Genomic DNA, 15,480 nt, shown 5'->3' on the forward strand with positions numbered 1-15,480 from the left:
CTAAAATAAAAAAATTAAGACAGTTCGAAAAGCGTGATCTCCGGTAAAACACCCACTCTTCCGGGGTATCCCAATACTCCGAAACCTCTGTTCACATATAATAATTTGCCTTCGCTTTCATACAGGTCCGCCCATTTCGGATAGCGGTATTGTACAGGAGACCATTTTATGTTTTTCAGATCCAGCCCGAACTGCATGCCGTGCGTGTGGCCGGAAAGGGTAAGATGGACATTTCCTGTGTGTTTTTTAACTACTTGGTCAAAATGAGTAGGGTCGTGGCTCATCAATATTTTTGCGGCTGATTCCGGGAGGTTTTCTAATGCCTTATCCAGATCTCCGAACTGCGGGAAAGGTTTCAATCCCCAGTTTTCAACCCCGAGGATATATAATTTTTCACCGTTTTTCTCAATAACCCGATGTTCATTTCTCAGCATGTCGAAACCTGCCTGTTTCTCGTAGTCAATAAGCGTTTCAAGGTTTTTTTTCTTCTCATAAGGGGAACTCCAGGTCACATAATCGCCGTAATCATGGTTCCCTAAAACCGCAAATTTCCCGTCATTCGCTTTGATCGTGGAGAACAAAGGGATGAAAGGTTTGAATTCATCAGCCACATTATTTACCATATCTCCTGTAAATAATACCAGGTCGGGTTTTTGTTCGTTGATGAGTTCAACAGCGTGTTTCAATTTATCAGGATCGGAAAAGCTTCCGCTATGGACATCCGAAATCTGTATGATCTTATATTCTTTAAAGCTTTCGGGAAGGTTATTAATCTTTACTTTTAATTTTCTCACCTTATGCCTGTATTTCCCAAACGTGATACCGTCTATGAACAAAGCCGAAAGCACGCCTCCAAGTCCCAGCCCCATAAGGCTTAAAAACTTCCTCCTTTCAGGGAAAAAATTCTCCGAGGGCCGGAACAGCCCGGTCAGGTAGCTTCCTGTCCTGAAAATATCATCAATCAACAGGAATAAAACAATGAAAATTTTCGGGAGAATGAATACTAAAAATAGAGAGATCATGATCTGAGCTCTCATTGTGCTTCTGTCTGATCTTTGAAAATGAGTTACCTCATAGGCAAAGATTCCGTACACCGCTAAAGATATCACCCAATAGCCGATCCTTATCCAAAGGTTGTCTGTCAACGTTCTTATTGCCTGGTAAATATAAAGTTCCAGAAAAAGGAAAATAGCGGCAATAATTAAAAAATTTCTTTGCATAACGTGTTTTAAAAAAAGCACAAAAGAAACTCCCTTTGTGCTTTTTATATTTAAATTATTTATTTAACTAAGGAAATCTGTAAACGATAGCATTGATGTTCATTCCTGCTCCTACGGAAGTCATCACAATGTTACCTTTATCTATAAACGATTGACCTTCCATTTTTCCTTTAATTATTAAATCATACATGGTAGGAATGGTTGCTACGGATGAGTTTCCGAACATCTGGATCGTCATAGGGGAGATCGCATGGTCATAATCTTTCACATCATAAAGCTTATGAAGCCTTTCGATCATTGCATAATCCATTTTAGCATTGGCCTGATGAATCAGTACTTTGTTGATATCCTGAATAGAAAGCCCGGCATCATCAATAGTTTCCTTAATGGCAACCGGAACATTTTTAAGGGCGTACTCATAAATTTTTCTTCCCAGCATCCTTACATATAAACGCTTCTGATCCGCTTCTTTATTGAGAGAGCAGCTGTTTCTTAGATAATCTATTTCAACTCCGTTGTCACAGATCGTATTGTGGGAAATGATCCCTACATTTTCATCATCGGTAGCTTTTACAACCACGGCACCGGCTCCGTCGGCAAAGATCATTTTATTTCGGTCATAAGGGTCCGTAACACGGCTTAAAGTTTCTCCGCCGATAACAAGGATGGTTTTGGCTGCTTTAGCTTTGATCAGGTTATCAGCCAGGATCATAGCTTCTACCCATCCCGGGCAACCGAATATCATGTCATAAGTGACACATTTTCTGTTTTTTATCCCTAATTTATTTTTTACTCTTGCAGCCATATTCGGCATGAAGTTCACATAGCCGTTAACCGTAACTTCTCCGAAATTGCTTGCATAAATAATATAGTCTAATTCTTCACCATCTATTTTTGCGTCCTCAATGGCCAATTTTGCAGCCTCATAGCCGATTTGTGAGTTTGAAAGTTCATCTTCTATAAACCTTCTGTTCTCTATCTCCGTAATTTCTACAAATTTGGCAATAATTTCTTCAGTAGGTTTTTCTATTTTCTCTCCTTCATCCGTATAGAACTCGGAATTTAAAAAATAGTCTCTACCAATAACTCTATTAGGAATATAAGATCCAGAACCAATAATGATCGTATTCGGCATTTCGTTTAAATGATTTTTTAAAAATGCAAAGTTAATAATTAATCTTAATAAGAAAGAATTAAAAATATTATTAAATTTGCAAAAATTGTACTTTACAATCTATGAAAAACAATCCGTCCTTAAAAGGTTTACTTATTGCTGTTGCGGCATTTGTAGTTGCTTTTGGGATCTATTTCCTTTTTCTGTCCAAGAGAAACTATTACCTGGTAGATAATCCTACTCCCAATATATATTATTATAACATTAATAACGGTTCCGAAGGGATCATCTCGGGAGGGCAGTCTGTACGGGTAGACCTGAAACAGGGGAAAAACTCTATCAGGGTTTTTGACCAGAATAAAAAACTGCTTTACGATTCTGCTTTTCAGGTGGATAAGATCCGCGGTCTTTTAAATATTGCCCATCAGGATTATTACGTTAATCGCCAGTATTATGGATACAACCTTAAAAAAGATTCATTACTTTTGACACTTGATAAAACCTTGATAGACGGTAAAGTATATTTGGGCGGAGCTAAGCACTTTAATAAGCTTTATACAGAAGATTTCTACTATAATGTAGATGAAGACTATGATAAACTTATTAAAAATATAGATAAGGTGGAGTCCCGCACCAAGATTTTCAGAAAACAAGATTACCTTAATTATTATAAAGAATATTACAAGTTTTGACAAAAGATATTAACCAAGTAACTCCCTACAATTCTGAAGCTACAAAAAAAAGCCAGGTAGAGGATATGTTCGACAATATTGCACCAAAGTATGATCTTCTGAATCATGTTTTGTCTATGAAAATTGATGTTTTGTGGAGAAATACGCTGGTGAAATGGATGAAAAATGATGACCCGCAGGAAGTACTGGATGTGGCTACAGGAACGGGGGATCTCGCCATTACGATCGAAAAAGGAACGAAGGCAAAAGTAATTGGTTTGGATTTATCGCAACAAATGTTAAATGTTGGCGTTATTAAAATAAAAAAACTTAAATTAGACGGCAAAATTTCCATGCAAAAGGGGGATGCGGAAAATTTACCTTTCGAGGACAATAGATTTGATGCTGTTTCCGTTGCATTTGGAGTGAGGAATTTTGAAAACCTTACCAAAGGTTTGGCAGAGTTGAGAAGAGTAGTTAAAGATAACAAGAGTGTTTATATACTGGAGTTTTCAAAGGTTGAGGGTTTCATGGGGCCATTGTATATGTTTTATTTCAAAAATATATTACCTGCCATCGGCAGACTGGTTTCCAAGGACAATAGGGCATATACATACCTTCCGGATTCTGTAAATGCTTTTCCTCACGGGGAAAAGATGAGACAAATTCTTTCAGATACAGGATTTAAAAAAGTTGAATATAAAAAACTAAGTTTAGGTATAGCCACAATTTATAAAGCAACAAAGTAACCTATGAATAAATTTTTATTAAAAGCACTGGTTTTAGCCTCAGTAAATATTGCAGTTTTTGCAGATGCACAATTCAGAACCCGAAACAGGATGGACAAGCTGGAAGATTTTGACCAGCAGACATTCAGTTGGGGTTTTTATCTGAATGGCAACAGGCTGGATTACCGTATTGTGTTACACCCGAGATATGGTATGAACGGGAATCATAATCTTGTTTCTTCCAAAGAAAGTTATAGTTTCGGTGCCGGGCTTATCGGAAAATGGAGACTTAACGATTATCTGGACCTGAGATTAGAACCGGGTTTACAATTTGCTCAGAGACAGTTGACTTTTAATACCCAGTCCAATGACCAGTATGCTGCCGGAACATTGACTAATCCTCCTTTTATTCCTATTCCTTTAGCAGAAAATGACAGAGTAAGAGATATCAAAACAACTTTGGTGGATGTTCCCGTATTATTGGAACTTCACGGGCAAAGATGGTACAACTCAAGGCCTTATGTGGCAGCCGGTGTGAATTACGTAGTGAACTTACAGTCCAACTCAGGTTCAGAAGATGATAACCTGCAGCAGACCTTCAGGTCTACCACCCATAATTTTGCATGGTCTGCCGAAATGGGGATCCAGTTTTACTTCAATAAGTTTAAACTGACTCCGGGTATCAGAGGGACATTCTTCATGAATAACGAAAAAGTAGCCGATAATGTTGAAACACCTCCTTACTGGTCATCAGCCATATCTACTTTGCAAACCAGAGCAATCATGTTTGTATTGAAATTTGAATAAAATATCTGAAATTATCATAAAAAGGAGGTGCTTTGCATCTCCTTTTTTGTTGGGATGAGCAAAATATAAGGGATTTTATTTTTATTAATGTTAATAATTTCATATTTTTGCTATTAGTTAGAATATATAAACCTGAAATGCTTCAAGACTTAGAAAACAATTTTTCAGAGCTGGAAAAAAAGATTTCGAATTTGCAAAAGAACTATCGGAATCTTGCTGAAAAATTATCAGAATTAAGTACTGAGCATGAAGACCTGAAGAAGAAATATGATGAAGAGAGAAGAAAAAATCAGGTATTAGCAGAAGAACAAAAAAATATAAAACTTTATTCAGCAATATCAGGAAACCCTGAACATAACAGGCTAATGAAAAACCACATCAACAGACTGGTGAAGGAAATAGATTTCTGTATTGCACAGCTTCAAAACAGTGGATTATAATGGAGGTAAGAAGAATAACCATCAACATTGCAGGAAGGGTATATCCGCTGAACGTACCGGCAGCAGAAGAAGAAACGCTGCGTAAGGTGGGGAAGCAGATCGAAAATATGATTAAAGATTTTGAACAGAACTTCGATGTAAGAGATAAACAGGATGCTCTGGCTATGTGTGCCCTGAAACTGGGAACCAATGCCGAAGTCGTATCTCTTAATTACGAAAAAAGTATACATTCTACCAACGAAAGGTTAACGCAGATTAACCGGTCGTTAGATGAAATTGGGAAATAGATTTTTTCCCATACAAACTGCCTACAATAATTCTAACACATTAAAGGTAAACTCAACGCTAAACAATTACCGAACAAATGTCCATTGAATGGCGTGCCGGTATCCGGATTACAGACAATGGAAATCAGTTCAAATCGTGTTGATTAGGAGTTTACTCTCAATCTTTGAATTGTTGTGGGCTTTTTTATTTGAGGTATGAGAAGAACTGGAAGTCAGAAGTCTGGAAGTCTCAAATAAAAAGAATAAGCTGGAAAATGAGAATGAAGATCGGAGGTTTATATTAAAAAACTTCCATCATGCATCTTCAGATTTCCGGAAGAAATGAATATTAAAACTCGATATATATATGATGACAACCGCAATTATTGTCGGCGTAATTTGCTTAGTAATCGGTGCTGTTTTAGGAATGGTATTCTCTAAAAGTTCACTGAACTCAAAAGCTAAATTTATTGTAGATGATGCTAAGAAAAATGCCGAAAACCTTATAGAAAAAGCAAATGTACAGGCCGAATCCATAAAAAAGGAGAAAAATCTTCAGGCTAAAGAAAAATTCCTGGAGCTGAAATCTCAGCACGATGCAGACATCCAGTCACGTGAGAAGAAAATGCAGGAGGTTGAAAAAAGGATAAAGGATAAAGAGCACAAGCTTAACGAAGAACTCAGCAAGACCGGAAAACTTGAGAAAGATCTGGACAAGCAGATTGCAGATTACGCTAAGAAAAATGAAATTTTAGATAAAAAACAACAGGAATTAGACTCCGTTACCACGAAAAAAGTTGAAATCCTTGAAAAAATATCTAATTATTCAGCAGAAGAAGCAAAAGCAGAATTGGTAGAATCCATGAAAGCGGAAGCTAAGACCAGAGCTCAGGCCCACGTTCAGGGAATCATGGAAGAAGCTCAGCTGAATGCTAAAAGTGAGGCAAGAAAGATCGTAATTCAGACTATTCAAAGGATAGGAACCGAACAGGCTATTGAAAATTCGGTATCAGTATTCAATATCGAATCTGACGAAGTAAAAGGAAGGATCATCGGTAGAGAAGGTAGAAATATCCGTGCCTTGGAAGCCGTTACAGGAGTTGAGATCATTGTAGATGATACCCCGGAAGCCATTCTTCTTTCATGCTTTGACCCGGTGAGAAGGGAAATCGCAAGATTGTCACTTCACAGATTGGTTACGGATGGAAGGATTCACCCGGCAAGGATCGAAGAAGTGGTAGAAAAAACAAGAAAACAGATTGAAGAAGAGATCATTGAAGTGGGGAAAAGAACAATTATTGATCTTGGAATCCACGGATTGCATCCTGAATTGATCAAAATAGTAGGAAGAATGAAATACCGTTCCTCTTACGGGCAAAACCTGTTGCAGCACTCCAGGGAAGTAGCCAATATTGCTGCTACGATGGCTGCAGAATTAGGACTGAATGTAAAATTAGCCAAAAGAGCAGGCCTTTTACACGATATCGGGAAAGTTCCCGAGCAGGAATCCGAGCTTCCGCACGCTTTACTGGGAATGCAGTGGGCAGAAAAGTATGGTGAAAATCCGGAGGTTGTGAATGCTATCGGAGCCCACCATGATGAGATCGAAATGAAATCATTACTATCCCCGATCATTCAGGTAGCGGATGCTATCTCAGGAGCAAGGCCGGGAGCAAGACGCCAGGTATTGGAATCCTATATCCAAAGACTGAAAGATCTGGAATCTGCCGCATTAAGCTTTGACGGAGTATCCAGCGCATATGCCATCCAGGCAGGTAGAGAACTGAGAGTAATGGTAGAGAGCGGAAAAGTAAACGATGAAGTGGCTTCCCAGCTGTCTTATGACATTTCTGAAAAGATACAGAATGAGCTTACGTATCCTGGTCAGGTAAAAGTTACGGTGATCAGAGAAACAAGAGCCGTAAATATTGCAAGATAATAGTACTCCCAATCGGGATATTTTATAAAAACCTTTCAGGAAATTGAAAGGTTTTTTTATTTTTATCAAAATTTAAAGAGACCCATGCAAGAACTTTCCCTGTCTTCCAAGCTGAAACATATTTTTTCCATTCCCGTTATTATTTCCGCGTTAGGATATTTTGTTGATATATATGACCTGCTTTTATTCGGGATCGTCAGAATACCCAGTTTAAAAGACCTGGGCCTGAATCCGGATGTTGACGGGACCTTTATTCTGAACTGCCAGATGGTAGGGCTTTTAATCGGGGGAATCCTTTGGGGCGTTTTTGGAGATAAAAAAGGAAGGCTTTCCGTTTTGTTCGGGTCTATATTGGTCTATTCATTAGCGAATATTGCCTGCGGATTTTTGCCGTATTTCCCCAAAGAGAATCTTGTTTATCAGTATGCTTTGTTAAGATTTATTGCCGGGATCGGGCTGGCAGGAGAGTTGGGAGCGGGGATCACTCTGGTTTCCGAAAGCCTGCCCAAAAACCTGAGAGCGATCGGCACTTCCGTAGTGGCAGGCTTTGGGCTGATGGGGGCAGTTGTTGCCCAGCTGACGGTAGAGTTGTCAGGCGGATGGAATATATCTTATATCATAGGAGGAGGGCTGGGAATCCTTCTTTTATTCCTGAGAATCAGTGTTTCTGAATCGGGAATTTATAAAAAGATCGAACATAAAACGGTCTCTAAAGGGAATTTCCTTTCTTTCTTTACCAATAAAGATCGTTTTGTGCGGTATTTGAAATGTATTGCTGTCGGATTGCCAACATGGTATTGTATAGGCATTCTGGCGGTTCTCGCCAATCAGTTTGCGCCTGAAATGGGTATTCATGATCTCAATCCCGGAAAAGCAATTATGTGGGCTTATGTAGGTATTTCCATAGGCGATCTGATGAGCGGATTTATTTCACATGCTTTAAAGTCCCGGAAGATGGCTATTTTCTATATGCTAGCCTTTACTTTGGTAGGAGTTGCCATTATGCTTTTCGGAAATACGAATACCGAAACGAAATACTATGTTTTCTGTGTATGGCTGGGATTGGGAACAGGGTATTGGGCCATGTTCGTGACGCTGGCTGCAGAACAGTTCGGAACGAACATAAGGAATACGGCTACTACTACGGTTCCTAATATGGTAAGAGGGCTGGTTCCGGTAATGATCCTTGCATTTGACCTTTTTAAAAACAATTTCTCAGTGATCATAAGTGCTGCCCTTGTCGGGATTATTGTTTTTGGGCTGGCATTTTATTCGGCACTTACCATTTCCGAGACCCACAATAAGGATCTGGAATTTGTAGAGTAAGGGTTTCAAAGATTTTAAGGTGATGGGTTATTAATTAGAGAAATGATGTTGTTGGTAGATTTTATTTTTCCTGGATAAGAATAAGCAGGAAATTTAAACATTGAAATTACCTAAACCATCTACAATCTTAAAATCAAATTAATATGTTAAAAGAAACTTTAAAAAATGCTAGAAAGCTGAGAAAAAGTGACCTTAAAGCAATCACGGGCGGAAATATGGAAACATTTGATCTGTCATTATGCGGATGTGACTGCAGGGGAGTAGTAACGGGGCCTAAAGAATGCTCGGATCATATGGCCTGCTTACAGGTTTATACCTGCGGAACGACTGAATCATAAATAGAACTTCTTTATTAAATAGTAAAAATCTTCTGGTCTTTCAGGAGATTTTTTATTGTTATGACAGGGATAAAATAAATTTAATGTTTTTTTTGCATAAACTATGCCTCAAATACTATATAATTTATTAACTTTGAAATGAACTAAATTATATGTTTAATCACCAAAATCAAGTCACATGTCAAACAACATTCTAAAAAACGCTAAAAAATTAAAAAAGCAGGATCTTAAAAGCATCACAGGAGGAATAAGCGGAAAACACGATTTATCCCTTTGCGGATGCAGCTGTTCAGGTTCTGTGACCGGACCTTGGTATTGTGTGCAGTATATTGGCTGCCCGCAGGTATATACCTGCAATTCTGAGATCTGAGAAATTATTTCAGCTTGAAATAAACATTTCCACATTTAAATACGAAAGCCTTTCGGATATCCGGAAGGTTTTTGTTATGAATGAAAGATAGTAATCAGCCAGTATAATAGGAAGGTTAATTCTTCTCGTAATGGATAGCTTTATCTAATTCAACAGGATTATTGTATTTTCGTATGATACCCTGCATATTCCTGGTCTGGGTGTTCAGCTCATCAATAGTGTGTATCTCTTTTCCGCCAATATTGATTTTGATATTGGTATTTGCTTTATTGAAATTATTTCTTTCCACGGCAAAAGGGTCATTGTAAAACTCCAAGAACAGTTTTTTCTTCTGTTTTTCTATTACGGGAATGGCTTTGGTTCCAAAGTTTGATTCAAGAAAATCATGAGTAGGATAGGAGCCGGATAATTTCTGGCTTTTGCTCAGGTTGTAAATAAAATTATTTTTAGTATCATATATTTCAAAGATCAAACCAGGCAACCCCCTGAACTTGAACGGTCCTTCATTAAAAGGAATGTCTTTGCTGAACCATGCCGTCCAGTTTCTTCCCCCAAATGTAGTGGTTGCCTTCTGCAGTATATAGCCCTGAACGTTTTTTGTTTCATCAGATATCTTCCATTTCATTTCGTCATGGGTGTTGAATGTATAATACCCAAATTTTATATTGATAAAATTTTCATGATCAAAACTGTTGATTTTTCTCTTAACGATCTGCCCGGTCATATCAACATGCCTGTTATCTGTATTTCCCGATCTTTTATTCAATGAATCAGCAATTAAAAGATTACGTCCGTAAAATTTTACCTCTTTTGGATCGATATCCAGGATCATACTGAATTTCTGATAATCGCTTTCAGTGGAATCCATTTTTAGTTGCAGTTCATAAATAAATCTATGGGTTTGTGAGCTTGCCAAAGTCATCAACAGTAAAAAAAGCACAATGAGAATATTTTTCATAATATGTTTTAATGTTATATAAAATTCATTAAAAAAAGAAATCATGGGTAAGAATATAATCCCGGCTTATTCTGATGCTCTCAAAGATATCCTTATCACCGGAATCCTGCTCAACAAACCAATGCATTAAGCCTGCTTTTTCCCGGGCTTCAAAAATCTTTTTAAAATCAATAATCCCGTTTCCTATTTCCGTGAAGCCCTTTGTTCCTTTCTCCATATCCTTTACATGCCACAAAGGAAATCTGCCCGGATGTTTTTCAAAATAATCCAAAGGATCTGATCCTGCTTTTGATATCCAGTACAGATCCAGTTCCATTTTCACCAGATCCGGGGATGTGTTTTTTAAAAGGAAATCATAGACGTTTCCTTGTTCATTAAACTTTTCAAATTCAAAATCATGATTATGATAGGCAAACTGAATTCCTGCTTTTCCTGTAATTTCCCCTGACTTTTCCAGTAACTCAGAAAGTTTTTTATAATGTTCTGGAGACCTTTCTTCCGGGGAGAGATAAGAACAAACCATGTAATCAGCTCCGATAAAGCCCAGATCTTCTACAGATCTTTCCCAGTTATTGGATAACGTTCCTTTGCCGTTATCAGTAATCCCGGTGGTATGATGGGAGCTGATAACCTTTAGACCCGTATTTTTTAAAATGGATAGAAATTCAGTTTTATTTTTCCCAAAGAAAGTACCATTATATCCATAGATCTCCAGCTCTTTAAAACCCAGGTCTTCAAGCTTTTCCAGAGCTATTTCCAAGTTAGCGGATAGGGCATCACGGATCGTGTAGAGCTGTATGGCTAAAGGCTTTTTCCCTCCATTGAACTTCACACCGAAGATTTCACAGGAACATAGTCCCAAGAAACCTAATGATGAGATTTTAATGAATTCTTTCCTTAGCATTTTATCATAAACTATAAAAATGGTTTCATTTCATCCTCGATCTGTGTTCTCAGCTCCATCAGGCGTTTTGCATACATTTCAAGCTGTTTTTCCTCTTCAGTTTCCGGGATCCATTTCGGGACAGGAAGTTTTTTTCCGTTCTCATCCACCGCCACAAAAACAATGATGCAATGTGTTTTTTTATCAAAACGGGGTTGCTTTAGGTTTCTTGAAGATACATTGATGGCAATATGCATGCTTGAACTTCCGGTATAGATCACCTGGGCTTCCACCTGTACCACTTCTCCGATCTTGATAGGTTCATAAAAACGGATCCCGCCGACATAGACCGTTACAGAATAATTTCCGCTCCAGGTAGTGGCGCAGGCATAGCCGGCCTGGTCTATCCATTTCATCACACTGCCTCCATGAACATTTCCGCCGTAATTAACATCCGAAGGTTCTGAAATAAACTGAAAAGTGATAGGTTTGTTCTCCATTCGTGTAAAATTTGAATAAAGATATTTAATAATTTTCAAAATATTAGATTAAATCCTACTTTTGGGGCTTAAAACTTAAAGAATTAATAGTATTCAAAAATAAACAGGAGTAGTACATGAAAAAAGTATTTTACCTTAATACCTGCGATACCTGCAGAAAAATATTGTCACAGTTTGACCTTACGGATTGGGAGCACCGTGAAATAAAAACCGAACCCGTTACAAAAGAAGAGCTGGCGGAAATGCATAAAAGGACAAAGTCTTACGAAGCGCTTTTCAGCAAAAAATCTACCCAGATCAAAGCAAGAGGAATCGATGTGAAATCTTTGGAAGAAAAAGACTTCAAAAAGCTGTTGCTCGATCATTATACCTTTTTAAAACGTCCGGTCTTCATTACAGATCAAGAGATCTTTGTAGGAAATGACAAGAAAAATGTTGAAAAATTAAAAGAGTTTTTTGGAGTAACTGAATGAAACTTATTGTTTTCATATTGTTTTTTATTTCGCTGGGGCTGAATGGACAGACGGTTTATAAAACTCCATCCGGTACAAAGTATCATTTGTCATCATGTGGTATGGTGAAAAATGTTTCCTCGGCTTTGGATGTAAGCAAGGCAGTGGAAATAGGACTGCAACCATGTAAAGTTTGTAATCCCCCGACCGTTAATGCTTTAGGAATAATTTTCAAGCCCAAAAAAGTAAATGGAACCAACCGGGGCAACAGATGTCCTGCTATCACCAAGGAAGGAACAAGATGCAAGCGTTATACGAAAATCGGAAACGATTATTGTTTCCAGCATACTCCTGATCAATAAAAATAGATCAAATGAAAAAGCGGCCAATTTTGGCCGCTTTTTTATGATTTCTAATAGCTCTTTATACAAAAGGAGCTTTCACCACCTTTGCAGGAATATTCTTATTTCTTACCTGGATGAAGATCTCGGAACCTAGTTTGAAGTGTGGTTTATCCACATAAGCCAATCCTAAACCGATTTTTTTCATAGGGGACTGTGTACCCGAAGTTACCTTTCCAATTACGTTTCCTTCTGCATCTACTACCGGATAGTCATGTCTGGGAACTCCTTTGTCCTGAAGCTCAAAACCTACTAGTTTCCTTGTGATGCCTTCTTCTTTTTGTCTGGCAAATGTATCTTTGGAGACAAAATCTTTATCGAATTTGGTGATCCAGCCCAGCCCTGCTTCAATAGGAGAAGTAGTATCATCAATATCATTTCCGTACAGGCAGAAACCTTTTTCAAGCCTTAAAGTATCTCTGGCAGCCAGTCCGCATGGAATGATCCCTTCTGTTTTGCCGGCTTTTAATACTTCATCCCAAAGTTTTTGCGCATCTTCATTTCTGAAATAGATCTCAAAGCCGCCACTTCCGGTATATCCTGTGTTGGAGATGATCACGTCATTTACTCCGGCAACATTTCCCACGGTGAAATGATAATAAGGAATTTCAGAAAGATTTACCTGTGTCAGCTTCTGAAGTATTCCGGTAGCCTCAGGTCCCTGGATCGCCAAAAGAGACATCTCATCAGAAGCATTCGTCATTTTTGCCCCGAAAGTATTGTATTTTGAAATATGATTCCAGTCTTTATCAATATTGGAAGCATTTACAACCACAAAATATTTGTCATCTTCCATTTTATAAACGATAAGATCATCCACAATTCCTCCGTTTTCGTTGGGAAGGCAGGAGTATTGAGCTTTACCGTTCTCCAGAGCATCTACATTATTGGTGGTTACCAGTTGCAAAAGATCTTTTGAGCCGGAACCTTCAATAAAAAATTGTCCCATATGGGAAACATCGAATAATCCCGCTTTTTCCCTTACTGCAAAATGTTCTTCCGTAACCCCGGAATATTGTACAGGCATTTCATAACCTGCAAAAGGTACTATTTTCGCTCCCAAAGAAACGTGTTTGTCGTACAAGGCTGTTTTCTTCATGTTTATTTTTTATTTCTTTATTTTAAAACTGTCAAAGGTTTCATTGAAAAGTTTCATATAATTTCCGTTCCAGTATTTTTGCCCGCAATTGATGGTGATCAGATACAGGTCTTTTTCTTTCTGGAAAACTTTAGTGATCCAGAAAAGCTTTTCCTTCTCATCAAAATATTCATAATTATATTCGGTATATCCTTTTTTACTGCTTTTGCTCTTTATTTTGTTCTCTTCGTCGGAAGATTTATACAAAGCAAGGATAAATTTTTTAGTTTCCGTTTTGGGAAGTTCCAGGTCGTGATACTCTGAGATTGTAATAGCGCCTACCTGACTGTCGGGGAATATGTTGACAATATTCTCATTGTCCATTACTTTCCATACATCAGGTAATGTAATGGAGTAATTAGGGCTGTCATGTACTTTAGTGGTTGTTTTTTGGGCAAAAGAAAAATAACCTGACAGAAAAATAAATAACAGGGCTGTTTTTTTCATCATAATTGTTAAAAATGGTGTTTGTATTCTTCAAGGATTATTTTGAACCACTCCGTAAAATGTTCCGGATTTTCAGACATTTCTTTATCCAGATCTTTCATAGAAATATATCTTACGGCGTCCACTTCATCTTTATTCAGATTGAAACCTTCTTCATACATTCCGGTAAATACATGATCAAGTTCATGTTCCCAAAGGCCATCACCTACATCAGCCTTATAAATAAAACTGAATTTTTCAGAAAGGCCGGTTTCTATTCCCAATTCTTCTTTCAAACGTCTTTGTGCTCCTTCCAGGTATGTTTCCCCGTTTCTGGGGTGTGAGCATACCGCATTCGTCCATTGGCCGGGAGAATGGTATTTCGTGGCGGCTCTTTTCTGTAAAAGCATTTCGCCTTTCCCGTTAAATAAAAAAATGGAAAAAGCCCGGTGCAACAGACCATTCACGTGAGCCTGCTGCTTTTCCATCAAACCTAAAACTTCATCTTCAGGGTTTACTAAAACTACATATTCTTCCATTCCTACAAATGTAAGTGTAATAAATGTATTTTGGAAATTTTTGATGAAACATCATATCGGGGGATTGGTAAAAAGGCAAAATCGTAGAGTCGTAAAATGTTTAATATTAATTTCAATTTATCAGATTTCAAAAAGCCTTCATCAGCATCTGTGGAATAAATATCCACAATCATCTGCATGATCTGCTCAATCAGCGGGAGAAAACTATCCCGGAAATTTTTAATAAAGCATTATATTTTGAGATGAGTGAAAAGGCAAAATTGCAAAAAGCATAATGTTAATTTCAATTTGTCAGATTTCAAAGAAATATTCACAATCATCTGCATGATCTGCTCAATCTACTAGAGAAAAACCATCTTACAATCGATAACAAGAAGCAATGAAAAAGAAAAATTTTAATCAAAAATATAATAAGTATAGAATAAAATTAATTTTATTAATCAAAAATGTATTTTTAAAGTAAAATTTCAACAGAAGTAAGTTTAACGGTTCTTTTTGGTATAAAAACCGTAACTTTGCCATTCAAAAATTAATGATGGAATTAGAATACATAGAACATATAAGCCCGATTCTTAAAGATGGGGTAAAAAATTACTTAATTGATATTGACGGAACCATTACGGATGATGTTCCCAATGAAGAGCCGGAAAGAATGAAAACCTGTGTTCCGTATCTTGATGCCTTGGAAACTATTAACAAATGGTATGATGAAGGCCATCAGATTTGCTTTTTTACTTCCAGAACAGAAGATTTAAAGCAGATTACAATAGAATGGCTGGATAAATACGGCTTTAAATACCATAGTGTATTATGCGGAAAACCGAGAGGAGGAAACTATCACTGGATAGATAACCATTTGGTGAAAGCAACAAGATATAAGGGGAAATTTACTGATATGGTAGAAAAGCAGGTTACCATTGAAGTCTTTAAAGATTAAAGAAATAATTTTTTCGATCTTTCAATT

20 protein-coding genes are annotated in these 15,480 nt (G+C 37.5%); 12 read left to right on the forward strand and 8 right to left on the reverse strand.

The features are described from left to right. Nucleotides 1–14: 14 nt before the first annotated feature. Nucleotides 15–1,220, reverse strand: coding sequence for a metallophosphoesterase (locus tag HNP38_RS01950; RefSeq protein ID WP_184183611.1), 1,206 nt, complete (start codon nt 1,218–1,220; stop codon nt 15–17). 67 nt (nt 1,221–1,287) lie between these two features. Next, nucleotides 1,288–2,355 (reverse strand): 3-oxoacyl-ACP synthase III family protein, encoded by a 1,068-nt coding sequence (locus tag HNP38_RS01955; RefSeq protein ID WP_184183614.1) that lies wholly within the window; start codon nt 2,353–2,355, stop codon nt 1,288–1,290. Nucleotides 2,356–2,456: 101 nt separating this feature from the next. On the opposite strand from HNP38_RS01955, the gene HNP38_RS01960 reads away from it, so the two are divergent. From HNP38_RS01960 to HNP38_RS02000, 9 genes are all read left to right on the forward strand, one after another. After that, on the forward strand, nt 2,457–3,026 hold the full coding sequence (locus HNP38_RS01960; RefSeq protein ID WP_184183617.1) for a hypothetical protein: 570 nt from the start codon (nt 2,457–2,459) through the stop codon (nt 3,024–3,026). Continuing rightward, nucleotides 3,023–3,754 (forward strand): bifunctional demethylmenaquinone methyltransferase/2-methoxy-6-polyprenyl-1,4-benzoquinol methylase UbiE, encoded by a 732-nt coding sequence (ubiE, locus tag HNP38_RS01965; RefSeq protein ID WP_184183620.1) that lies wholly within the window; start codon nt 3,023–3,025, stop codon nt 3,752–3,754. The genes HNP38_RS01960 and ubiE overlap by 4 nt, the downstream gene beginning before the upstream one ends. A 3-nt stretch (nt 3,755–3,757) precedes the next feature. Beyond that, nucleotides 3,758–4,540 carry a porin family protein gene (locus HNP38_RS01970; protein WP_184183623.1) on the forward strand — a complete coding sequence of 261 codons (783 nt, stop codon included), beginning with the start codon at nt 3,758–3,760 and terminating at the stop codon, nt 4,538–4,540. A 137-nt stretch (nt 4,541–4,677) separates the two neighbouring features. After that, complete coding sequence (locus tag HNP38_RS01975; RefSeq protein ID WP_184183627.1) at nt 4,678–4,980, forward strand: hypothetical protein; 303 nt, start codon at nt 4,678–4,680, stop codon at nt 4,978–4,980. Beyond that, nucleotides 4,980–5,267 (forward strand): cell division protein ZapA, encoded by a 288-nt coding sequence (locus HNP38_RS01980; protein ID WP_184183630.1) that lies wholly within the window; start codon nt 4,980–4,982, stop codon nt 5,265–5,267. The genes HNP38_RS01975 and HNP38_RS01980 overlap by 1 nt, the downstream gene beginning before the upstream one ends. A gap of 349 nt (nt 5,268–5,616) precedes the next feature. After that, a complete protein-coding gene (rny, locus tag HNP38_RS01985) occupies nt 5,617–7,185 on the forward strand; it encodes a ribonuclease Y (RefSeq protein ID WP_184187509.1) in 1,569 nt (522 codons plus the stop codon). Nucleotides 7,186–7,269: 84 nt separating this feature from the next. Then, nucleotides 7,270–8,511, forward strand: a complete 1,242-nt coding sequence (locus tag HNP38_RS01990; protein ID WP_184183633.1) for an MFS transporter — start codon at nt 7,270–7,272, stop codon at nt 8,509–8,511. Nucleotides 8,512–8,654: 143 nt separating this feature from the next. Continuing rightward, a complete protein-coding gene (locus tag HNP38_RS01995; protein WP_184183636.1) occupies nt 8,655–8,849 on the forward strand; it encodes a hypothetical protein in 195 nt (64 codons plus the stop codon). 178 nt (nt 8,850–9,027) lie between these two features. After that, nucleotides 9,028–9,219 (forward strand): hypothetical protein, encoded by a 192-nt coding sequence (locus tag HNP38_RS02000; RefSeq protein ID WP_184183639.1) that lies wholly within the window; start codon nt 9,028–9,030, stop codon nt 9,217–9,219. 115 nt (nt 9,220–9,334) lie between these two features. Here the strand turns inward: HNP38_RS02000 and HNP38_RS02005 are convergent, their stop codons facing one another. Genes HNP38_RS02005 through HNP38_RS02015 form a run of 3 tightly spaced genes read right to left on the reverse strand, consistent with a single transcriptional unit; the run spans nt 9,335 to nt 11,560 of the window. Then, nucleotides 9,335–10,177 carry a GLPGLI family protein gene (locus HNP38_RS02005; RefSeq protein WP_184183642.1) on the reverse strand — a complete coding sequence of 281 codons (843 nt, stop codon included), beginning with the start codon at nt 10,175–10,177 and terminating at the stop codon, nt 9,335–9,337. A 28-nt stretch (nt 10,178–10,205) separates the two neighbouring features. Further along, a complete protein-coding gene (locus HNP38_RS02010; RefSeq protein WP_184183646.1) occupies nt 10,206–11,081 on the reverse strand; it encodes a sugar phosphate isomerase/epimerase family protein in 876 nt (291 codons plus the stop codon). An 11-nt stretch (nt 11,082–11,092) separates the two neighbouring features. Continuing rightward, nucleotides 11,093–11,560, reverse strand: a complete 468-nt coding sequence (locus tag HNP38_RS02015) for an acyl-CoA thioesterase (RefSeq protein WP_184183650.1) — start codon at nt 11,558–11,560, stop codon at nt 11,093–11,095. A 116-nt stretch (nt 11,561–11,676) separates the two neighbouring features. Between HNP38_RS02015 and HNP38_RS02020 the strand changes: the two genes are divergently transcribed. After that, nucleotides 11,677–12,033, forward strand: a complete 357-nt coding sequence (locus HNP38_RS02020) for an arsenate reductase family protein (RefSeq protein WP_184183653.1) — start codon at nt 11,677–11,679, stop codon at nt 12,031–12,033. Further along, nucleotides 12,030–12,374: a hypothetical protein gene (locus HNP38_RS02025; RefSeq protein ID WP_184183656.1), complete on the forward strand. Its 345-nt coding sequence runs from the start codon at nt 12,030–12,032 to the stop codon at nt 12,372–12,374. The genes HNP38_RS02020 and HNP38_RS02025 overlap by 4 nt, the downstream gene beginning before the upstream one ends. 61 nt (nt 12,375–12,435) lie before the next feature. Here the strand turns inward: HNP38_RS02025 and gcvT are convergent, their stop codons facing one another. From gcvT to idi, 3 genes are read right to left on the reverse strand one after another with little or no spacing between them, the layout of a single operon-like run. Next, entirely contained in the window at nt 12,436–13,512 is a 1,077-nt protein-coding gene (gcvT, locus tag HNP38_RS02030) for a glycine cleavage system aminomethyltransferase GcvT (protein WP_184183659.1), read from the reverse strand. A gap of 9 nt (nt 13,513–13,521) precedes the next feature. After that, on the reverse strand, nt 13,522–14,001 hold the full coding sequence (locus tag HNP38_RS02035; protein WP_184183661.1) for a hypothetical protein: 480 nt from the start codon (nt 13,999–14,001) through the stop codon (nt 13,522–13,524). Nucleotides 14,002–14,006: 5 nt separating this feature from the next. Next, complete coding sequence (idi, locus tag HNP38_RS02040) at nt 14,007–14,516, reverse strand: isopentenyl-diphosphate Delta-isomerase (protein WP_184183664.1); 510 nt, start codon at nt 14,514–14,516, stop codon at nt 14,007–14,009. A gap of 535 nt (nt 14,517–15,051) precedes the next feature. Here idi and HNP38_RS02045 point away from each other — a divergent pair. Then, nucleotides 15,052–15,453 (forward strand): phosphoheptose isomerase, encoded by a 402-nt coding sequence (locus HNP38_RS02045; RefSeq protein WP_184187512.1) that lies wholly within the window; start codon nt 15,052–15,054, stop codon nt 15,451–15,453. The last annotated feature ends 27 nt before the right edge of the window (nt 15,454–15,480 follow it).

Source organism: Chryseobacterium defluvii (assembly GCF_014204415.1).
GTDB classification, from domain to species: domain Bacteria; phylum Bacteroidota; class Bacteroidia; order Flavobacteriales; family Weeksellaceae; genus Chryseobacterium; species Chryseobacterium defluvii_A.